Source organism: Caproicibacterium amylolyticum (assembly GCF_014467055.1).
Taxonomy (GTDB): domain Bacteria; phylum Bacillota; class Clostridia; order Oscillospirales; family Acutalibacteraceae; genus Caproicibacterium; species Caproicibacterium amylolyticum.
In genome coordinates, this window is the sequence record NZ_CP060696.1 from 35,329 (window position 1) to 56,278 (window position 20,950).

Annotated in this window: 21 protein-coding genes; 9 read left to right on the forward strand and 12 right to left on the reverse strand. The window is 52.1% G+C overall.

What is annotated here, in order from left to right; translation table 11 throughout:
• Window positions 1-141 precede the first annotated feature (141 nt).
• The 9 genes from H6X83_RS00150 to rsmI all read left to right on the forward strand — a co-directional run bounded on the left by H6X83_RS00150 (window position 142) and on the right by rsmI (window position 7,751).
• Window positions 142-1,344, forward strand: coding sequence for an LCP family protein (locus tag H6X83_RS00150; protein WP_212507184.1), 1,203 nt, complete (start codon window positions 142-144; stop codon window positions 1,342-1,344).
• A gap of 73 nt (window positions 1,345-1,417) precedes the next feature.
• Window positions 1,418-2,701, forward strand: a complete 1,284-nt coding sequence (locus H6X83_RS00155) for an aminotransferase class I/II-fold pyridoxal phosphate-dependent enzyme (protein ID WP_212507185.1) — start codon at window positions 1,418-1,420, stop codon at window positions 2,699-2,701.
• Window positions 2,702-2,812: 111 nt separating this feature from the next.
• Window positions 2,813-3,136, forward strand: a complete 324-nt coding sequence (locus H6X83_RS00160) for a cyclic-di-AMP receptor (protein ID WP_212507186.1) — start codon at window positions 2,813-2,815, stop codon at window positions 3,134-3,136.
• Window positions 3,133-3,999, forward strand: coding sequence for a DNA polymerase III subunit (locus H6X83_RS00165; protein WP_246419345.1), 867 nt, complete (start codon window positions 3,133-3,135; stop codon window positions 3,997-3,999). Before H6X83_RS00160 ends, H6X83_RS00165 begins: the two co-directional genes overlap by 4 nt.
• 54 nt (window positions 4,000-4,053) lie before the next feature.
• The gene (locus H6X83_RS00170) at window positions 4,054-4,944 is read left to right on the forward strand and encodes a PSP1 domain-containing protein (RefSeq protein ID WP_212507187.1); all 891 of its coding nucleotides are present in this window, start codon (window positions 4,054-4,056) and stop codon (window positions 4,942-4,944) included.
• A 96-nt stretch (window positions 4,945-5,040) separates the two neighbouring features.
• Entirely contained in the window at window positions 5,041-5,211 is a 171-nt protein-coding gene (locus H6X83_RS00175) for a DUF362 domain-containing protein (RefSeq protein ID WP_212507188.1), read from the forward strand.
• Between the two features lie 110 nt (window positions 5,212-5,321).
• Window positions 5,322-6,002, forward strand: coding sequence for a hypothetical protein (locus tag H6X83_RS00180; RefSeq protein WP_212507189.1), 681 nt, complete (start codon window positions 5,322-5,324; stop codon window positions 6,000-6,002).
• Between the two features lie 157 nt (window positions 6,003-6,159).
• Complete coding sequence (locus H6X83_RS00185) at window positions 6,160-6,915, forward strand: tRNA1(Val) (adenine(37)-N6)-methyltransferase (protein ID WP_212507190.1); 756 nt, start codon at window positions 6,160-6,162, stop codon at window positions 6,913-6,915.
• Window positions 6,912-7,751: a 16S rRNA (cytidine(1402)-2'-O)-methyltransferase gene (gene rsmI, locus H6X83_RS00190; RefSeq protein ID WP_212507191.1), complete on the forward strand. Its 840-nt coding sequence runs from the start codon at window positions 6,912-6,914 to the stop codon at window positions 7,749-7,751. Before H6X83_RS00185 ends, rsmI begins: the two co-directional genes overlap by 4 nt.
• A 279-nt stretch (window positions 7,752-8,030) precedes the next feature.
• On the opposite strand, the gene nrdG is transcribed toward rsmI, so the two are convergent.
• The 12 genes from nrdG to mreC form a co-directional block, all read right to left on the reverse strand.
• Window positions 8,031-8,546, reverse strand: a complete 516-nt coding sequence (gene nrdG / locus H6X83_RS00195; RefSeq protein ID WP_212507192.1) for an anaerobic ribonucleoside-triphosphate reductase activating protein — start codon at window positions 8,544-8,546, stop codon at window positions 8,031-8,033.
• Window positions 8,533-8,691 carry an anaerobic ribonucleoside-triphosphate reductase gene (nrdD, locus tag H6X83_RS00200; RefSeq protein ID WP_212507193.1) on the reverse strand — a complete coding sequence of 53 codons (159 nt, stop codon included), beginning with the start codon at window positions 8,689-8,691 and terminating at the stop codon, window positions 8,533-8,535. The genes nrdG and nrdD overlap by 14 nt, the downstream gene beginning before the upstream one ends.
• A gap of 279 nt (window positions 8,692-8,970) precedes the next feature.
• A complete protein-coding gene (locus tag H6X83_RS00205; protein ID WP_212507194.1) occupies window positions 8,971-11,271 on the reverse strand; it encodes an anaerobic ribonucleoside triphosphate reductase in 2,301 nt (766 codons plus the stop codon).
• Between the two features lie 311 nt (window positions 11,272-11,582).
• A complete protein-coding gene (locus H6X83_RS00210; protein WP_212507195.1) occupies window positions 11,583-11,978 on the reverse strand; it encodes a winged helix-turn-helix transcriptional regulator in 396 nt (131 codons plus the stop codon).
• Window positions 11,975-12,616 carry an epoxyqueuosine reductase QueH gene (locus H6X83_RS00215; RefSeq protein ID WP_212507196.1) on the reverse strand — a complete coding sequence of 214 codons (642 nt, stop codon included), beginning with the start codon at window positions 12,614-12,616 and terminating at the stop codon, window positions 11,975-11,977. Before H6X83_RS00215 ends, H6X83_RS00210 begins: the two co-directional genes overlap by 4 nt.
• An 80-nt stretch (window positions 12,617-12,696) precedes the next feature.
• Entirely contained in the window at window positions 12,697-14,472 is a 1,776-nt protein-coding gene (gene aspS, locus H6X83_RS00220; RefSeq protein WP_212507197.1) for an aspartate--tRNA ligase, read from the reverse strand.
• Between the two features lie 65 nt (window positions 14,473-14,537).
• Window positions 14,538-15,815 carry a histidine--tRNA ligase gene (hisS, locus tag H6X83_RS00225; RefSeq protein WP_212507198.1) on the reverse strand — a complete coding sequence of 426 codons (1,278 nt, stop codon included), beginning with the start codon at window positions 15,813-15,815 and terminating at the stop codon, window positions 14,538-14,540.
• A gap of 146 nt (window positions 15,816-15,961) precedes the next feature.
• Entirely contained in the window at window positions 15,962-16,366 is a 405-nt protein-coding gene (gene mgsA, locus H6X83_RS00230; RefSeq protein WP_212507199.1) for a methylglyoxal synthase, read from the reverse strand.
• Window positions 16,367-16,417: 51 nt separating this feature from the next.
• Window positions 16,418-17,161: a P-loop NTPase gene (locus H6X83_RS00235; protein WP_212507200.1), complete on the reverse strand. Its 744-nt coding sequence runs from the start codon at window positions 17,159-17,161 to the stop codon at window positions 16,418-16,420.
• 157 nt (window positions 17,162-17,318) lie between these two features.
• Entirely contained in the window at window positions 17,319-19,412 is a 2,094-nt protein-coding gene (locus H6X83_RS00240; RefSeq protein ID WP_212507201.1) for a peptidoglycan D,D-transpeptidase FtsI family protein, read from the reverse strand.
• A gap of 30 nt (window positions 19,413-19,442) precedes the next feature.
• Window positions 19,443-19,955, reverse strand: a complete 513-nt coding sequence (gene mreD / locus H6X83_RS00245) for a rod shape-determining protein MreD (protein WP_212507202.1) — start codon at window positions 19,953-19,955, stop codon at window positions 19,443-19,445.
• Window positions 19,952-20,863, reverse strand: a complete 912-nt coding sequence (gene mreC, locus H6X83_RS00250; RefSeq protein ID WP_212507203.1) for a rod shape-determining protein MreC — start codon at window positions 20,861-20,863, stop codon at window positions 19,952-19,954. The genes mreD and mreC overlap by 4 nt, the downstream gene beginning before the upstream one ends.
• Between the last annotated feature and the right edge of the window lie 87 nt (window positions 20,864-20,950).

A 20,950-nucleotide genomic window follows, 5' to 3' on the forward strand; every position in this document is an offset into this window, starting at 1 on the left:
CATTGTAAATTTTCTTTTATTTTCTCTGTAAGAATATAACGCATGTCCTTTTTTAGTATACTATTACGGATAACATGAAAAAAACTGTCAGCTAACCAAATAAAAAGGGTTGATGTTGTGAAAAAACAGAAGCGGCCTCCTTTGGCCAAGAAATATATTGTCCGCAATATCCTGATTCTGGTGCTCAGCGCAGTTGTGCTGGTGGCAGGTTCCGGCTGTATTTATGTGGACAATTTGATGAGCAAGGGCAATTTCGTGGCTGATTCCACCATCGTCAGCACGCCAATTACAGCCAGCACCGTGGATTCCGGCACAAAGTACAACTCTTCCGGCGCCAATCAGGTAAACGGTCTGCTGAAAGATGAAGCAATTACCAATATTCTGCTGATTGGCGTGGACGATTACCAGAAAGACGACCCCATCGGCCGTTCTGACAGCATGATGCTGATTAGTCTGGACAACCGCCACAAAAAGCTGAAGCTGACCTCTTTCATGCGTGACACTTATGTGGCGATTCCAAATAACGGCTCCAATAAGCTGAATGCCGCGTACCATTTCGGTGCATATGATGTCATTGAGAACGGAAAGGCGCAGGCAGGTGACGTCACCAGTGTCAATGCAGGTGCACAGCTTTGTATTCAGACCATGGAACTGAATTTTGGTATGGACATTGACCGTTATGTGGTAGTCAAGGATTCTGCGTTTGACGATGTGGTCGGAATCCTTGGCGGTGTGGATGTGAATCTGACTGCCAGAGAAGCTGCATTTATCAACCAGTACTCCGGTGCCGGATGCACATTGGAGGAAAAGGACGGCGTGCAGCATTTGGATGGTGCACAGGCACATTACTACGGGCGTATTCGTGACGACAGTGTAAAAAATGTTTTTGGCCATGTCAATGATGAGGGCCGTGCGGAGCGTCAGCGCGCCGTTGTTACATCCGTCGTAAACAAGTTTAAAACCAGCGACCTGAATAAAATTTCCCAGCTTGCTTCCGGTGTGCTGCCAAAGGTCATTACCAACTTCAGCCGCGACGAGATTTACGGCTTTCTGATGCAGGCTGTGACTATCATGAACTACCCGATTAAGCAAAGCCAGATTCCGGCAGTGGGAAATTACACAACGCCGAAAATTACTATTGGCGGTGAGCCGGCATATATCGTTCAGATTACCAGCAACAAAAAAGTCGTTTCGGACGCGCTGACCTTTATTTATGAAAATGACAAGCCGGATGTTTCTAGCATAGGCCTTGCCGCAACTGCTAATACAGCAGACAGCGCCGCAGAAACTTCCACTGCAAAGAGCACTGCAGATTCCACAGATACCACCGGCAACGGCGAATAAGAAGAAGTCCAGAGCTGCCGCAGAGCATCCATGCTCCGGCAGCTTTTTTGTGCTGTTTGGAAAGGAATATATAATGATATCGAACACGCCACTTTATTCTGCCCTGCTAAAACACCAAGCTCTGCGCCGGGCACCGTTTCATACACCGGGGCACAAGTGTGCACCCGGCGCTTTGCCGCAAGATTTGCTGGCGCTGGATTTCACGGAACTGCCGGATACTGACAGCCTGTTTGAAGCGGATGGGCCAATTTTACAGGCAGAACAAGCTGCCGCACGGTTGTTTCAGGCGAAGCGGACGCTGTTTTCCGCTGGCGGCTGCTCCCTGTGCATTCAGGCAATGCTGCGTCTGGCCTGCCCGCAGGGTGGGCGGGTGCTTTGTGCGCGGAATGTACACCGTTCGGCGGTTAACACGATGGCACTGCTTGGGTTGGAACCCGTGTGGTCAGTACCGGACGCGATACTGTCTGCATTAAAAAATAATACGAAAAGTATAAACGCGTGTTATGTTACCAGTCCGGATTATTATGGCCGCCTGCAGGATATTCCGGCACTTGCGGGACTTTGCCGTCAAAAACACATTCCGCTGCTGGTGGATAATGCCCATGGAACACAGCTGGCATTTACACAGCCGGATCTGCATCCGCTGCACTTAGGTGCCAGCATGACGGCGGACAGCACCCATAAAACTTTAAATGTACTTACCGGCGGTGCATGGCTGCAAATTGGTGAGGAACGCTATGTGCAGGATGCCAAGGAGGCAATGAGTCTGTTTGCCTCCACCAGTCCTTCGTATCCCATCATGGCAAGTCTGGACCTTGCACGTGCGTATCAGGAAGAGCACCCCGCCGCCTTCGCGGAAGTTCAGCGGCAGGTGCGGGTGCTTTCTCAAACGGCACAGCGAATCGGTATAACAAATGTCAGTGATGACCCTACCCGCCTTGCCCTGCGCACATCGGACATCGGTCTGACCGGTGCGGCAGCAGCAGAGATTTTTCGGGAAAACGGTGTGGAGCCGGAAATGGCGGACGGCGGCTTTGTGGTGTTCATTTGTACCCCATGGAACACGGAAGCGGATTATCAGCGGCTTGCAAAGGGTCTTTCCGCGCTGCCCATCGGAAAACCCCTGCCGCCGATTCCGGAACTGCCGCCCCTGCCGCCGGTGCGTTTACCGCTGCGGCAGGCAGTTTTTGCCCCGGCACATGCCGTGTCTTTGGAACAGGCAGTGGGCCGCATAGCCGCCGAAGCGGCCTGTCCCTGCCCACCGGGAATCCCGGTGGTGATGCCTGGAGAGGAAGTTACACAAGAAGTGGCACAGTTCCTTCGTGGGTATGGCTTTTTTTCACTGCATGTGCTATAATGCAGACAAAGAAATTGAGCTTTTTCCGGCTGGCGTTTCTGCATAGAATAATCGGCCGGATTTATGCATAATCTTCTCCATTGAACTGAAAACGGGCAGGAGGAATGGTCTATGAAACTGGTATTTGCGATTGTAGGGAATGACGACGCTCCACTGGTGAACAGCAGTTTGACAAAGGCGGGCTTTCAGGTAACGAAGCTTGCAACGACCGGCGGCTTTCTGAAGGCCGGCAACACAACCTTTATTATCGGTACAGAAGATGAAAAGGTGGAAAAGGTGATGGACCTGCTGCGCAAACAGTGCAGCCGCCGCACACAGATGATGCCCAGCACGGCTACTACAGACGGCACCATGTACTCTTCTTACCCCATCGAGGTTGCGGTGGGCGGTGCAACCGTCTTTGTACTGGACGTCGACCGCTTTGAAAAGCTGTGAAGCTGAATCTCCCGGAAATGCTGTGTCCGCCCGCCGTGCGGGCGGCATTGCTTTCTGTGTACGAAAATGACCGTATCCCCCATGCATTGATTTTTGAGGGCGGACCGGAGCAGACGCTTGCACTTGCAAAGTGGCTTGCACAGGCCGCCGTGTGCACTGCACCGGGAGTGCATCCCTGCGGGCAGTGTCCCGGCTGTATCAAGGCACAGGCGGGCAGCCACCCGGATATCACTTTGGCGGGCGGCGGCGAAACCGGCCGCTCTTTTCACAAAGAAGAGATTCTTGCGCTGCGCAGTGACACCTTTATAAAACCAAATGAGGCACCTTGCCGCGTGTTTATTTTGCAAAATGCGCAGAATCTGTCGCCGCAGGCACAAAACGCACTGCTCAAAGTGCTGGAGGAACCGCCGGCATCCGTACAGTTTTTGCTGACTTGCGACCGCGCCTCTTCCCTGCTGGCAACTGTGCGCAGCCGGTCACAAATTTACACGCTGACAGAGGCACAGCCGCCGCAGGATGACGGCCTTGCAGAACAGATTGCGCTGGCAGTGTGCAGTTCAAAAGAGAGCGGCCTGCTTTACCTGACTGCTCCTCTGCTGCGGGACAAACTGCGCCTGCGTGCGGTGCTGGAGCGCCTGACTCTGCTGTTTCGAGATGCTTTGGCACTGCGCAGCGGCGGCAAAGCGCTGCTGCCGGAGGATGAGACAGCATACAAGCTGGCACAGTCGCTGACCCGTGCGCAGCTGTATCAGATGACACAGACCACAAGGGAAGCCCGCGGCTGGGTAGAGCGCAATGCAAACACACCGCTGATGGTGACCGTTTTATGCGCGCGTCTGCGCAGTGAAGCAGCGGCATTTTAAATTGTATTTTTCAGCAATTTTTCGTCAAGAATCATATATAAAAAAGGAGGCACCATGGCAAAAGTAATTGGGGTTCGATTTAAAAATCTTGGTAAAGTCTATTACTTTGACCCGGAAAACCACGAAATCAAAATCGGCGACCATGTCATTGTGGAAACTGCGCGCGGTGTTGAGTGCGGCGAAGTAGCTATGCCGAACCGTGAGATTGCAGATGACCATATTGTACAGCCGCTGCGGCCTATTATCCGGGTTGCAACGGATGCGGACATGGACAAGCTGGCGGAAAACTGCCGCCGTGAAATAGATGCGTTTTCAATCTGCCAGAAAAAAATAGCGGCGCACGGTTTGGAAATGAAGCTGGTCGATGTGGAGTATACCTTCGACAACAGCAAGATTCTGTTTTATTTTACCGCAGACGGCCGTGTGGATTTCCGTGAGCTGGTCAAGGACCTTGCCGGCGTGTTCCGCACACGAATTGAACTGCGGCAGATTGGTGTGCGTGACGAGGCCAAGATGCTGGGTGGGTTGGGTCTGTGCGGCCGGCCATTCTGCTGCAGCCAGTTTTTGGCAGGATTCCAACCGGTTTCTATTAAAATGGCAAAGGAACAGGGACTTTCGCTGAATCCGGTCAAAATTTCCGGAACCTGCGGTCGGCTGATGTGCTGTCTGAAATATGAGCAGGAAGCATATCAGGATTTACAGCGCAATACACCGCCGCAGGGCAGCTATGTCAGTACTCCGGAGGGAAAAGGAATCGTTGTGGGTGTCGGCCTGCTGACCGGCGTTCTGCAGGTGCACTTGGACAGTGCTTCACCGGAAGCGGCTCCCATCAGCTGTAAGGTCAGCACGGTGAAGGTTCTGCATGGCCCGGTGGCGCGCACACGGCAAAAACCAAAGCCCAAAAAAGAGGATGCGCAGGCAGATCAGGAGAGCAAAGAGTCATAATTGCTCGGTATTCTATGGATTCAGAGAATTTGTCCTTGCATTTCAGTGAAAGTATGATAAAATAATAACGGAATATAATAATGGAGGTGTGTCAAAATGGCATATCAGATTGGCAGCGAGTGCATTTCCTGCGGCGCTTGTGCAGCAGAATGCCCGGTAAGCGCGATTGCTGAGGGCGACGGCAAGTATGAAATCAACGAGGATACCTGCATTTCCTGCGGTTCCTGCGCGGGCGTTTGCCCCGTTGGCGCTCCTAAAGAGGCCTAATTACGTTGAAACAAAGAAGGACGGTACGCTTAACGGTGTGCCGCCCTTTTTTTGTAAAAACATTGACATTTACAAAAACTGGATATATAATCCGAAAAAGGGGGAACATAATGACGCAGCTGGTGAATGAGAATAAGAAGAAAACCGGCACGCTGCCCTTTCGGCTGCTGCTGATTGCTGCAGGGGCGAGAATACTGTTAAAGCTGTTTGTTTCCTATTTGTTCCCGCTGTCTCGTCTACTATTGCGCTTTGTTGTCTGTCCGCTTTTGCTGATACTAATTATCTTGACCATTTTGAAAGCCGGCGGCAGGCAGAGAAAAAAGAGGGTTCTCTGCGGCGTGGCGCTTGCGGTAGGGGCGATTATTTTTTCTTTTTTGCCGATTGACCGTCAGCTGGAGCAGGCGCGCTTTCAAACTTCAAAAAGCTGGTACAGCAGCGCAGCTGCTGCGGTACAGAAAAAGATAAAGGACAAAGGAACCGAAAAAGGAACCGTTCAGCTTTCATTTCCGGATACGCTGTTGGTACCCGGTTACAATGGTGAAGTGGATTACTTGAAAGCTGGAAACTCTGTGGCGATTGCATTTCACGCGTCTGCTTCTTTGTCCGTACAGCGCTTTTTTGTGTATGTATCAGATGAAACGGCAAAAGAAGTTTTAAGGAATCCGCGTAAATATTACGGCAGCAGCTTCACAGGCGCAGTTTTTCAGCAGCAGGAAGCGCTATCTGATTCACATTGGCTGTATGCTTTTACATGGGGTTCCGACCTGCCGCCCAGCGACCCGAATATTTGAAAATCCTGCTTTCAGCGGCAAGCTGTCTGAAAGCAGGATTTTTTTGCGTTCTGTACATTGGTTTGCTATAATAATAAATAGGTTACAAAAGCGAGCGGAGTACAGAACCACCGGTACTTTTGTGTACCCTCAGTGAACAGAAGGGAGCATCCTTTTTATGCAGTTGAACCCCACAGAGCATTTGGAACCAATCGGCGGCGGATACAGCGTCATTGTTAGCCCAGAGCACACGTTCAGCACCGATACCATTCTGCTTGCGCACTATGCCATGCCGAAACCGAATGAGCGCTGTGCGGAGTTTGGCACCGGCTGCGGGATGATTTCCCTGCTGTGGTGCAGCCGCGGTGCCACCCGCGCGGTTTATGCGCTGGACATTCAGCCGCAGGCATGCAGTCAGGCACGGCGGGGTGCCGAGCTAAACGGTTTTTCACAGATGCAGGTGCTGGAGTATGACCTGCGCAGAATCCTGACGGAAAAGGCGAAGGACCTTCCCTTCCCGGCTAATTTGGATTTGGTAGCGTGCAACCCGCCATACAAACCGGTTGGAACCGGTATTCAAAATCCGCAGGACAGTAAGGCTGACGCCCGTCATGAAACCGGCTGTACTTTTGAGCAGATTGCGCAGGCTGCTGCCAGATTGCTCCGTTGGGGCGGGCGCTTTGTGTGCTGCCTGCGCCCGCAGCGGCTGGCAGAAGTCTGCGGCATCCTTTCCGCAGCCGGTTTAGAGCCAAAACGTCTGCGATTGGTGCAGCATCGGCTCCAGAAAGCACCCTCCCTGTTCCTGCTGGAAGCACGTCGCGGCGGAAAGCCCGGACTTGCAGTGGAGGCGGTGCTGCTTCTGGAAGACGAACAGGGAAACTGTTCCCTGGAAATGAAAAAAATCTACGGTGAATATGGAGAAGGACATAAATGAGCGGAACATTATATATCATCGGTACACCGATTGGAAATTTGGGAGATTTGTCCCCGCGGGCGGTGAAAATCCTAAGCAGCGTGGATTTTATTGCGGCGGAGGATACCCGCGTTACGCTGAAACTTCTGACGCATTTTGGCATTAAAAAGCCGTTAATCAGTTACTTTGAACACAACAAAATGGAACGCGGAGAAATCATACTGGCACGCGTGGAGGCCGGCGAAAATTGCGCACAGGTCAGCGATGCCGGCATGCCCGCGATTTCCGACCCCGGCGAATTGTTGGTGAGGCAGGCACATGAGCGCGGCATTCCGGTCGTTGCGGTTCCCGGCCCAAGCGCGGTGATAACGGCACTGGCAGTTTCCGGCCTGCCGACCGGCCGCTTTACGTTCGAGGGATTTTTAAGCGTCAATAAAAAAAGCCGCCGCGAACATTTGGCGGAAGTCAAGAATGAGCACCGAACGATGGTGTTTTATGAAGCGCCGCACAAGCTGCTGACAACGCTGACGGATATGCTTGCCGCGTGGGGTGACCGTCCGCTGGCACTGGTGCGCGAGCTTACTAAGATACACGAAGAAGTGCGGCGCACAACGCTTTCGGAGGCGGTGGCGTATTATACAGAAAACCCGCCGCGCGGCGAATTTGTGCTGGTAATTGCCGGTGCGCCGCAGCAGGCAGAGCAGCAGGCGGAAACATTGGAGGATGCTGTGAAACTTGCACAATCGCTGATAGACGGCGGTGCGGCTGCATCTGCTGCAGCAAAGGAAGCAGCCAGTGTGACCGGCTATAAAAAGAATGAAATTTACCGTTTGCTGCAGCAAAAGCCCGTACAGTAAAAGTTTCACCTGCCTTTTTAAAGGCGGTAGGGTGTGGGGAGAATCCCCACGAACCTATCTCTGGACCGTAAAGCACTTCGGGTCAAAAGCAGTACACAGGAGCGTCCTCTGCGGCGGCGAAGCTACGCCGCAAGAAAGACCTTGGAGCGCTGCTTCAAACCTCGCCATCCTTGTGAACCTACCCCATTCTGGGCACGCGAGGCTGGCGAAAACTTTAACATAAGAGTCAAACGATTAGCGCATGAAAAAAGGAACCGTTGAAAAATCAACGGTTCCTTTTTATTCGTCCAAGTCATCCAAAATAACATGCCCTTCCCGCCGGGTGGCGTTCAGGTCAATTACGCGCTGGTTTCGGCTGCCGCGGAAGTACAGGGTTAAGTCGCGCTGCGCTTCTATATAAGGTCCGTCAACCAGGTAATCTGCAAGACGCAGCAGATGCTGTACAGTTTCATCTGATTTTTGAGAGAGCTGTTCATAAGTCCAGCCGGAGTAAATCGTAATGTCCAGCTTAGTTTCTGCTTTTATGCGTTCTGCCAGGTCGGAAAGTCCTGCAGCTTGACAAAAAGGTTCCCCACCGGAAAAAGTCACACCCCTTAGCATGGGGTTTGCCTGTATTTCGGCAATCAGCTTGTCAATCGGCACCAGAGAACCACCGCTAAAGTCATGTGTCTGCGGGTTCTGGCATCCGGGACAGTCGTGCGGGCAGCCCTGTACAAAGATAGTGTAGCGGATGCCGCGTCCGTCAACGATAGATTCCGGCTCTGTTCCGGCCAACCGCAGTTCAGTGCAGGCCATGCTTTACACGGTCCTTTTCTTCGGCAGCTTTTGCGTTGTTCCAACGGTCCATGGTACCCACCAAGTAGCCTGTAATGCGGCGAATACGCTCAAAACCGACACCGTCACCAACCATGTTGTTCTTTTCAATCAAACGCTCTGTCATAATTTTATTGCTCCTTTTTTATGTTTTTAATATTAAAAGATTGAATTAAAAATTGTCTTACATTACTTTCTGTCGCTTTCTTAGAAAGCAACCGCAGTGCGGCGCGCGAACCACCGCGACCTTGCCCTTAGTATCCTAAGAAGCGCTCGCGGGTTTGGAAGCCTGCTGCGTACTGCTTTTTTACATCAAGGACTTTACGGTCAAGGGATAAGACCGTGGGCTTCTCCCACACTCACCGCCTTTGAAAAGGCGGGCGAGATTTTTAATGTAGGGCTTTTTTCAGTGTCCGTCACAGCCGCAGCCGTCGATTACTGGCATATGCGGGTATTTTTTGCGCAGCTCGTTCAGTCGCTCAATGCTGACCGGTTCACCTTCCCGGCGGCCGCAGCGCGGGCAAACATTGTCAATCACACCGTTATAGCCACACACTGGGTCGCGGTCTACCGGATGGTTCACACTGCCGTAACCGATGCCGGCTTCCTTCATGCAGCGAATGACCGCTTCGAAGGCGTCCAGGTTCTTGCAGGTGTCGCCGTCAAGTTCCACGTAAGAAATATGACCGGCATTTGTAAACGCATGGTACGGTGCCTCTGTGCGAATCTTTTTGAAAGCGCTGATTGGATAATACACCGGAACATGGAAAGAGTTGGTGTAGTAATCGCGGTCGGTAATGCCGGGCAGAATACCGTACTTTACCTTATCAATCTTTACAAACTGACCGGAAAGTCCCTCTGCCGGGGTAGCCAGCAGGGTGAAATTCAAACCTGTTTTTTCGCTTTCGTCATCCATGCGCTTGCGCATATGACCGATGATTTCAAGTCCAATCTTCTGACTTTCTTCGCTTTCGCCGTGATGTTTGCCGGTCAGGGCCACCAGTGTTTCGGCAAGGCCGATAAAGCCGACGGAAAGGGTGCCGTGCTTAAGCACTTCTGCAACACTGTCATCCGCGCCAAGTTTTTCGGAGTCGATCCAAACGCCTTGTCCCATCAGGAAAGGATAGTTGTAAACTTTTTTGCTGCACTGAATTTTGAAGCGGTGCAGAAGCTGGCGAATGCACAGGTCAATGCGGTCATCCAGCAATTTGTAAAACTTTTTCAGGTCATGGTGTGCTTCAATGCCAATACGCGGCAGGTTGATGCTGGTGAAGCTCAGGTTGCCGCGTCCACAGGTAACTTCCTTGCTGCGGTCATGCACATTGCCCATGACACGTGTGCGGCAGCCCATGTAGGCAACTTCGCTGTTGTAGGAGCCATCGTAATACTGCAGGTTGAACGGTGCGTCAATAAAGCTGAAGTTCGGGAACAGACGCTTTGCACTGGTCTTCATAGCCAGTTTAAACAGGTCGTAGTTCGGGTCTTCCGGGTTATAGTTGATACCTTCTTTGACCTTGAAAATCTGCACAGGGAAAATCGGTGTTTCGCCGTCACCTAGCCCGGCATCTGTTGCGAGCAGCAGGTTGCGCATAACCATGCGTGCTTCTGGGCTTGTGCAGGTACCATAGTTGATACTGGAGAACGGAACCTGGGCACCGGCGCGGGAGTTCATGGTGTTCAGGTTGTGAATCAGCGCTTCCATTGCCTGATAAGTGGCCTTGTCGGTTTCTTTCCAAGCTGTGTGTGCGGCGAAGCGGTGCGCAGCGTGTGCCTGCTCTTCCGTGATTTCCTGATAGCCGTTCTTACGCTGATGTGCTGGCAGCAGCACGGTAAGCTTCTGTTCCAATTCCTCGCCGTTGTCCATGGAAATTGTGTCCAGCAGCTCTTTGTACAGGAAAGAGGCAAGTCCCTCGGCATCCTTAGCGGGCATGGAAAGTGCGGCTTCAAAGTACAGCGAAAGTCCCAGCCGGTACATCTTTTTGTAGGTCTTTTTAACGCCCGGCTCCATGGAATAGTCAAAATTCGGCACGGCCTGTCCGCCGTGCATTTCATTCTGGTTTGCCTGAATGGCAATGCAGGCAAGGGCTGCATAGGAGCGGATGTCATTTGGCTCCCGCAAAGTGCCGTGGCCGGTGCAAAAGCCGTTTTTAAACAGCTTGAGCAGGTCAATCTGGCAGCAGGTCTCGGTGAGCATATAAAAATCTTCGTCATGAATGTGAATGTCGCCGCCCAGATGTGCAGCGGCAATATCCTTTGGCAGTACATAGTTGTTAATAAAGTACTTGCTGCCTTCGCTGCCATATTTGAGCATGGTGCCCATAGCAGTGTCGGCATCGATGTTGGCGTTCTCACGCTTTAAGTCAACATCTTTTGCGTCGCAAAAGGTCAGTTCTTTATAAATGTCCATCAGGTCGCCCTCGGCCTGACGGATTTTATTATGCTCCGCACGGTACAAAATATAGGCCTTGGCGGTCTTGGCATAATCGGCGGCGATCAGCTGCGCCTCTACCATATCTTGTACCTGTTCTACGGTTGGGACTTTTCCGGCGGGCAGTGCGCTGATGATTTTATCGGTCAAAGCATCCAGCTGTGCAGAAGAAAAAGATTCACCTTCTACGGACTGGTTTGCCTTAGAAACAGCGCGGCGGATTTTGCCCTTGTCGAAAGAGACAAGGTTGCCGCTGCGCTTACGGATTTGAGTAAACATTCAGATTCCTCCGTTGTAGATTACGCAAAAAGCGTTCAAATGGAACTAAAAAATATTCTAACACCGGTGCTGCAAATTGTCAAACAAAAAATACCGCATGTAGACATAACATTGCTGTATATTACTATATATTGTGCATTATGATGTGACGCTTTTCAAACTATCAACAGAGTTATCAACAGCCTTCGACAGAAACAAAGGGCAGAACGGCGGCAGTTTTTGCAGCTTTCCACTTTTTTCAACCAGTTATCAACAGGTAGGAACAGAACACAAAAAAATCTTTTTTGAACACTATCTGTAGTGTAAAGGAGTTACAGGTGCTCTGCCCAACTGCAAAGCAGCGCGGCAGCCTTCAATGCACCGGCCGCTTTTTCGGTAACACGGTACTCCACGCGGGGCGGAATCTGCTGAAACTGCTTGCGCTCCGCCAGACCGGCAGCGCACAGCTCCTTTAGGCTTTGGCTGAGCATCATGTCTGTAATCCCCTCGATACGGGTCCGTATTTCGCCGTAGCGCAGGCTTTCACTGTCACTGAGGGCAAGGAGGATGCGCAGCTTCCATTTGCCGCCCACGGTCTCCACAGCGCGGCAGAGGAGTGCATCACTTTTCTTAGAAACAGCAGGAGCGGCAGACGCTTCAGGGACAGCTGCCGGCTGTTCGCGCAGCCGTTTTTTGTTCTTTTTTTCCTTGCTTTTCTCTTTTTTCAAGGCGTATCCTCCCCTTTCCGGCGGCGGGCAGCCGCTGCGGCAGAGTACACACAGCCGCAGTAATTCTGCCGGTACAGGCTGTACTGGTGAGAAAGCACAATGCTGCGCTGGTAGCCGCCGCGCTTTTTAAAGTCAGAAGGCAGCCAGCGAACACCTGCCTGTGCGGCGAGTTCCTGTCCGATTTCATTGAGCTTCTGTGCGTTCTTGTGCGGGCTGATGGAGAGTGTGGTGGTAAAGTAATCGAAACCGCCCGCTTTTGCCGCCTGTGCAGCCTCAGCAAGCCGCAGACGGTAGCAGGAAAAGCAGCGCTCGCCACCCTCCGGCAGAGTTTCCATACCTTTTGCCATAGCAAAAAAGCGTTCCGGGTCATAGCGCCCAGCAGAAAAATGAACCGGTGCAGCCAGCGGCATTTCCCGCAGCAGGCGCTGTACTTCATTTACGCGCTTTGTATATTCTTCTCCTGGGGAAATATTAGGATTATAATAAAACAAAGTAATGTCGAAATACTGCGCCAAATATTCCAGGCAGTAGCTGCTGCAGGGCGCACAGCAGGCGTGCAGCAGCAGGCGCGGACGGCTGCCGGCAGGCAGGCCTGCAAGTAGTTTGTCCAGTTCCAGCTGATAATTTTGTTTGATCATGGCGGCCTCCTGTTTCTGCGGTAAAACAGTTTTCGCAGAAAAAGCCGCGCGGATTGGGGAAAAACGCGCGGCTTTGGTTTTTATTCTTTTGTGACAGCGATTTTTAACTCGTTCAGCTGTTTGTCATCTACGATATCCGGTGCGTTGGACATCAGGTCGGCAGAGGATGCTACCTTCGGGAACGCAACCGTGTCGCGCATATCGTCAATGCCCAGCAGGACCATGACAAGGCGCTCCAAGCCCCAAGCCATGCCGCCGTGCGGCGGAGCGCCGTACTTCAGGGCATTCAGCAGGAAGCCGAAGCGGCGCTCCGCATCTTCCGGCTTAAAGCCGAGTGCTTCCAGCATGCGCTGCTGCAGCTCGGTATCGTGGATACGAATGCTGCCGCCGCCGGCTTCGTAGCCGTTAATAACCATATCGTACGCAATGGAGCGCACGGAACCGGGGTCGCTTTCCAGCCGGTCCAAATCTTCTGGATTTGGCATGGTAAACGGATGGTGCATTGCCATCCAGCGGCCTTCTTCTTTGCTGTACTCGAACATCGGAAAGTCTGTAATCCACAGCAGGCTGGGGTTGGATTTGTCAATCAAATCAAACCGGCGCGCCAGTTCGCAGCGCAGCGCACCCAGAGAAGCGTAAACCACGCTGTTTTCGTCGCTCGCAACTAAGAACAGTACATCGCCCGGTTCCGCGTCCAGTGCGGTGCGGATGGCCTGCACTTCTTCCGGTGCAAGAAATTTTTCGTAGCTGCTGGTTTCTTTTTCTGCCAAACGAGTCCAAGCAAGTCCTTTGGCACCGTAGGATTTGATCCATTCACCCAGCTTGTCAATTTCCTTGCGGGAAAGGTCATTTGCCTTGCCCTTCAGGTTAATACCGCGCACGGAACCCTCTGCCAGTGCGCCGCGAAACACCTTGAATTCGGTATTCTTGACACAATCGCTTACATCGTGCAGTTCCATTTCGAAACGCAGGTCAGGCTTGTCGGAACCAAAGCGGTTCATGCCTTCCTGCCAAGTCATACGGCGCAGCGGTGTGGGAATCTCAATATTCAGCAAATCTTTGTATGCCTTTTTGATGAAGCCCTCGCCGATTGCCATCACGTCTTCCTGATTGACAAAGCTCATTTCAAAGTCAATCTGGGTAAACTCCGGCTGGCGGTCAGCGCGTAGATCCTCGTCGCGGAAGCAGCGTGCAACCTGCATATAGCGGTCAAAGCCGGAAACCATCAGCAGCTGCTTGTAAAGCTGCGGGCTCTGCGGCAGGGCAAAGAATTTGCCGTGAAAAATACGGCTCGGCACCAGATAGTCGCGGGCACCTTCCGGTGTGGATTTGATGAGGTCAGGGGTTTCGATTTCCAGAAATCCGTTGTCATCAAAATATTCGTGTGCGGCCTTAACGATGCGGTGACGTGCGGTCAGAATGCGCTGCATATCCGGGCGGCGCAGGTCAAGATAGCGGTATTTCAGGCGGGTTTCGTTGGAAACCTTGGAGTTTTCTTCGATGGCAAAGGGCGGTGTTTCACTCTTTGAAAGGATGCGCAGTTCCGAAACAGCCAGTTCCACGTCACCGGTGGGCAGTTCCGCGTTTTTGCTGGTACGTTCACGTACCACGCCGGTCGCTGCCAGAACAAATTCGCTGCGGCAGGCAAAAGCCTTTTTAAAGACTTCGCGGTCCGTATCTTCATCAAACGCAAGCTGCATAATGCCGCTGCGGTCTCGCAAGTCTATAAAAATCAGTTGGCCAAGGTCACGCTGACGCTGTACCCAACCGCAGAGGGTCAATGTTTTTCCGGCATCGGACAGACGCGGTTCGCCGCAGTAGCAGCTGCGCTTGAGTCCGGTCATAAATTCTGCCATAAATGTGCCTCCAAGAAAAATATAGTAAATAAAAAGAATAGATAAAATTATAAAAGCGCACTTGCTTACAGTGCCGCGTCCAGTGCAGCAAATTCTTTCGTAAAATCTTCACCAAGCGTTAGTTCTGTTTTTTCGCCGGTTTCCATGTTCTTGACCTGTGCTTTTCCGCCGGTAATTTCATCGTCGCCCAAAACCATGCTGAAGCGTGCGCCAATCTTGTCCGCATATTTCATCTGTGCTTTCAAGCCGCGGCCAAGGTCGTCAAATGCTGCCGCGACACCGCAGGAACGCAGAGCAGATGCAAGCGTAAGGCTTTTTAAATGTGCCGCGTCACCGAGGCTTGCGATATACAGGTCGCATTTTTTCGGTGCGGGGAACTCGATACCCTGCGCTTCCATTAGCAGAATCAAACGGTCAAGCCCAAGCCCGAAACCGAGCGCAGGCATGGAGGGACCACCCAATTCTTCCACAAGGCCGTCATAGCGTCCACCGCCGCAGACGGTGCCTTGACTGCCAAGGTCATTTGTTGTGAATTCAAATACCGTGCGTGTATAATAATCCAGGCCGCGCACAATGCGGTCATTTACTTGATAAGCAATCTGCAGCGCATCCAAAGCCTCTTTCACTTTTTCAAAGTGCGCTTTGCAGTCGTCACACAGATAATCCAGAATGGACGGTGCTTTTTCACCGATTTTGTGGCAGGTTTCCACCTTGCAGTCCAGCAGACGCATCGGGTTGCGGTCCAGTCGGGAAAGGCAGGTTTCACAAAGCTGCTCTTTGTACTGCCAAAAATATTCCTGCAAAGCCTTTGTGTAAGCGGCGCGGCAGGTCGGGCAGCCAATGGAGTTGAGTTCCAAGGTCAGATTCTTAATGCCCAGACGTTTAAAAACCGAGTCTGCAATGGAAATGACTTCCGCATCAGCCAATGGGTCAGCAGAACCGTACATCTCTACGCCAAATTGATGTAATTCACGCAGACGGCCTTTCTGTACCTTTTCATAGCGGTAGCAGCTGGTTTCATACCAAAGTTTCTGCGGCAGCGCAGCGGCGTAAAGGCCATGTTCCAACAAAGCGCGTGTTGCACCTGCAGTTCCCTCCGGGCGCAGAGAAATGGAACGATTTCCTTTGTCAAGGAAGGTGTACATTTCTTTCTGTACAACATCTGTGGTGTCACCTACGCCGCGCTGAAACAGCTCGGTATGCTCGAAAACCGGTGTGCGCACTTCACCAAAGCCGTGCAATGCGGCTTCCTCACGCAGAACTTGTTCGATAGCCTGCCACTTTTCGCTTTGCCCGGGCAAAATATCCTGTGTGCCGCGGGGCGCCTGTGTAATCAGTTCCATAGTCATTCCCTCCTGTAATCTAACCTGCTCATTATACCATATTAACTGCGTAAAGAAAAGTAAAATACAAGGTAAAAAAAGCTGCCCAAAAACAGCCCGGTTGGCACTGCTTTTGAACAGCCTGCAAAATTCTGCAAAGAAAAAACTCAGCCTTTTGGGTTGAGAATATTGCGCCAGTCAAGGTCGCCGCGCTCCAGTCCGTGAATCAGCACTTCTGCAGTAGCAATATTGGTTGCAACCGGGATGTTGTGCATATCACACAGGCGCAGCATATTCATATCATTTGGTTCGCTGGGCTTGGCGGTAAGCGGGTCGCGGAAAAAGAGAAGAAGGTCTACTTCATTGCAGGCAATTCGCGCGGAAATCTGCTGGTCGCCGCCCTGACTGCCGCTTAAAAACTTCTGAATCTGCAGCCCGGTAGCCTCGCTGACCAATTTACCGGTGGTTCCGGTTGCGCACAAATCGTGCCGACTGAGTACACCGCAGTAAGCGATGCAGAACTGCACCATCAATTCTTTTTTTGCGTCATGCGCAATCAAAGCAATATTCATGAAATAGAATCCTCCTTCAAAGAAATGAAGATATATGTACATCCCTGATTTTTAAAGTTTTTGCAGCGGCGGCAGCGGAACGTCGCGCCCCTCCAGCCGCAGGGCAAGCCGCGCAAATGCCAGCACGGCGGGGCAGTCTTTTGGCGGCAGACCGTTTACGGCGGCGGCGCGCAGTGCGCTGTCCTCCGGAACAACGGCAATCAGCTGAATACCGGTCGCGTCTATTACTGCGTCTAAGTCACTGAAAAAGTGTGCCTGCCGGAAAAAGGAACCGGAAAAACGGTTGATGACCAACCGCTGCTCAGTAACACCGAGTTCCAGCAGGTGGTCGCGTGCTTTGGCGGCTGCCGCGGCGCTGACACCATCCGGTGTGGAAACCACCACAGCACGGTCCGCCGCGGCACAGGCGCTGCGGAATCCGGTGCCAACTCCGGCGGGGCAGTCAATTAAAATGTGGTCATAGTGCCGGGCAAGCGCAGGCACCAGCTGCTGCATAACCCCCGCGCTGACAAGGTCTTCCTCATGAAGCGGAGCGGGCATTAAAAACAGTCCCGGCATCAGCGGACTGGCGTAAATTGCTTTTGCCGGAGAAGCCGCACCGGAAACAACATCGGAAAGGTCAAACACACGCCGCTGGGAAACCCCAAGCAGCATGTCCAGACAGCCCAGTCCGGCGTCACAGTCCAGCAGCAGTACACGCCTGCCGCGGGCAGCCAAGGCCAAACCAGTATGGGCGGTTGTGGTGGATTTGCCGACGCCGCCTTTTCCAGATGTGATTACTGTTACTGCTCCCATGCTTATAACCTCATGCTCATACTAACACATTCGCCCTAAATAGTCAAAGATATTCTTAATCGTTTTCATTTCTTTGTGAGAAATGGACAAAAACAGAAAGACAATTTTGATAAAGCAAACTGCACAAAAATTTTGGTGACACTTATTTTTTCTTCACTCAGTGGGTGGTGGAACTTGCCGTGGAGGAACTGGAGGAAGAAGGCTGGTTCAGTTTAAAGTAGGCATCGTAAATTGCCTTTGCCACGTTCTGGCTGTACTTGCCCTTTTCACCGTGCTCAATGACAACAGCAACCGCGATTTCCGGGTTGTCATACGGCGCAAAGGCAATAAAGGTGGTGTTATCCGCTTTGCTGGTTTCAGCGGTACCGGTTTTTGCAGCTACCTTGACCGGATATTCGCCGAAGGTGGAGTAAGCGGTACCGTGCGGACTTGCGCAGACGTCCCGCATACCCTGCTTTACAATGTCCAAATTGGTTTTGGAAAGGAAGCTGTAGTCGCTGTTGTCCGTGTAAGCTTCTGATTTAGTGGTGGAAACAACCTTCTGCCGGCTGTAGTCTGTAATGTGGTCCACCAGATGCACCTGCTTGCGGGTGCCATTGTTGGCAATGGTAGCAACGTAAGCCGCGAGCTGCGCCGGCGTAAATTGGTTGTCACTCTGCCCGATAGCAGCCTGAATGGTGTCGGTTTCGTACCAGACACCGCCGGCGGCTTTCTTTTCCGGCGGGCCGGCAAGCACACCGGTGCTTTCGGCAATTTCCACGCCGGTTTTTTCGCCAAGCCCCAGCTTTTTGCAGTAAACGTTCATGTTGGCGATTTTTGTCTGAAATCCGGTTTCAAAGAAGAAAACGTTGCAGGAGCGCTCCAAAGCTGTTTCCACTGTGATTGGGCCGTGGTAGCCTTCGCACACCGGGGTATAGCCGCTGCTGGCAAAGCGCAGATATTTGTGCTGGCAGACAAAGGTGGTGTTTTGGTTGATGATGCCTTCCTGCAGTGCGGCAAGTGCTACTGCAGGCTTAAAAATGGAGCCGGGGGTATAGGCGCTGCCAAAGGCGCGGTCCATCAGCGGGTTGGTTGAGTCGCTGAGCAGGCTGTTGGTGTAAGCCGTGTCGGACGGGTACTTTGCGAGGTCGTAGGACGGGTAGGATGCAGCCGCCAGTACGGAAAAGTCCTTGACGTTCAGTACAACTACACCGCCGCCCTTGCACAGCGGCTGCGCTGACTGCGCGGCTTTTACGTTTTCCGCGAGTGCCGCAGAGGCCACTTTCTGCAGATTGGAGTCAATGGTTAAAAATACGGTGTTTCCGTTTACCGGTGCGGTGGTTACTTTTTCGCCGGTGACGTCGCCGTTGGAGTTAATGGTCAGGCTCTTTTGTCCTTCTGTACCGCGCAGGGTGCTTTCCAGTGCACTTTCAATGCCGGATTTCCCCAATCGGTCATTCAGGTGGTAACCCTTGTCCTTTAATTTAGCATACTCTTCTGCAGAAATTGCACCCATGGTGCCGACTACCTGCGGAATCAGGGTGCTGTTCGGGTTTTCACGGGTTGTGGTGACCTTGGCGGTTACACCGGGCAGGCTGTCGCTGTTTTCACTGATAATCTCCACGGTATCGCGGCTGACATTTTCCGCAAATGTATAAGGTGTATTCAGCGAATAATCAAAGCCCTGCAGCGTCATGGCGTAACGCACAGAAACGATCTTGCGAAGGTCAGTTTTGCTGTAGCCCGCGGTGGGATTGTCGTTTTTTGAGGTTTGCTTAAAGTATTTGTTGATGAGATTCTGTATGCAGGTCTGCGCGTCAACGTAGTTGTTGACATTTAAAAAAGCCTTGGACTTCAGGTATTGAATTTCTGTTTCGGAATTCTGCTTAAAAACATAATTCCCTTTGCTGTCCATGATAATGGGCAGCGTATCCAGCCATTTTTCACCGCGCTTTTCCAATAGGTTAATCAGCCGCAGAATCGTGGCATTTTCGGTTGCGGCAGTCATGTAGGCGTGGTCAAACTGCAGGGCATACCCGGTTTTGTTGGTGGCAAGGCCGACACCGCTTTTGTCCACGATTTCACCGCGGTTAGTCGGCATGGTGACCAATGTACTGCTGCTTTTGTCGGCTTCTTCCACAGCAGTGGAGCCCTCTATAATCTGCCACTGAAACAGACGGCCGACAAAAACGGCCGCCAGCAGCAGGGAAACGGAGGCGCATGTAACGTAGCGCCCGATATTGGTATGCTTCTTTCTTGGACGGCGGTGCATAAGCGAAACCTCCTGATTCTTGATGTAATGTTAGCTGACCGGCTGAATCCGCAGCGCAAACAGGCGGTTCAGCGCGTAAATTGGGAAAACAAGTGCAACGGAGTACAGAAAACGCGGAATATAGTGCTGTACAAAGGCGTAGGCGGGGTCTGAATAACCCAGGGAAATGTAAAATAACAGCCATTGCAGCAGTACGGTAATGCCCATAGCAATGCAGCAGATGACGAATGCGGTCATCACATTTGTCTGCAGCAAATCCCGCGCAAGGTAGCTGACGATAAAGCACACCACCGCCAGAATCATGGCGTGCATCCCCAAAATCCCGCTGTCCATACCAGTATCGATCAGCAGTCCGCAAAGAATACCGAGAGTGGTAGCTTCTGTCTGCGGTTCAAACAGCGCAATGGTAACAGCGACCGGAACCAGCAGCACCGGACGGGCGTAGTGGATTTCCGGCAGTACGCCGGGGGCTTCCTGCAGGATGAACAGCAGGACGATTTCAAATATATAGGCAAGGTAGCGGAGCAGTTTACTGTATTTCATTTGGAGGCCCCGCTTGCGGAGGAACTGTTCTGGCTGGCAGTTTCCTTTGCTGCTTCCGCTTTGCCGGCAAAGTCGGTGATGACCATGACATCACGGACTTTGGAGGGGTCAACGTAAGGCTTCACTTCTGCGTACAGAGAAACATCATAAGGGCTGTTTTTGACTGTCGAAACTTTGCCTACTGGCAGTCCGCGCGGGAATTTGCCGCCAAAGCCGCTCTCCACTGCCAGACCGCTGGTAACGATTTGGTCGCCTGCTTTAACAGTGGTACCGCTTGAAAGGTACTCCATTTTAACAAGCCCTTTGTCGGCGAGCTTCAGGTCGCTGCCCAATACACCGGTGTCGCGGTTGGATGTATCGCGGACACCGAACTGCGCGCTGGCGTCCAAAATGGTTGTAACTTTGGAGGAAAGCGCGCTGACTTCGCTGACCCAGCCGACCAGTCCGGCAGAAGTGATAACCGGGCAGTCCTTCGTTACGCCGGAGGTCGAACCTTGGTCAATGGTAAAGCTGTCGAACAGGGAATTGGGGTCGCGCCCAATGACGGTTGCGGAAAGCAGCTGATAATCCTTGTTTTCATTTTTAATGCCCAAAAACTGCTTGTACTGCTCGTTTTGCTGCAAAGCGGAGTAGTAATTTGTCAGTTTTTGATTCAGCTCATTCACCTGCTGCTGCAGCTTTTGATTTTCGGACTGCAGCTCCTCTTTACTTTTGGTGATGCTTTGGGCGCTGGTTTCTGCTTTGCCGGTCACAGCGGAAAAGACCCGCTGCATGGGCATGACAATGCTGTTAAGCATATTGCCCACTGCACCAGGGCCGGCGGTGCTGGTATACAGAACCAGGCTGAAAAGCAGAAACAGCACCACGATAAGTCCCTTGAATTTTTTAGTCTGAAAGAACCGGTTCACAGGGAGCCTCCTTCATCCGGCCGCCTGCGGGGCTGCCCGCAGGTTCGGGTTGCTGTACAATCAAACATTAGGCGGAAAAGACGATGT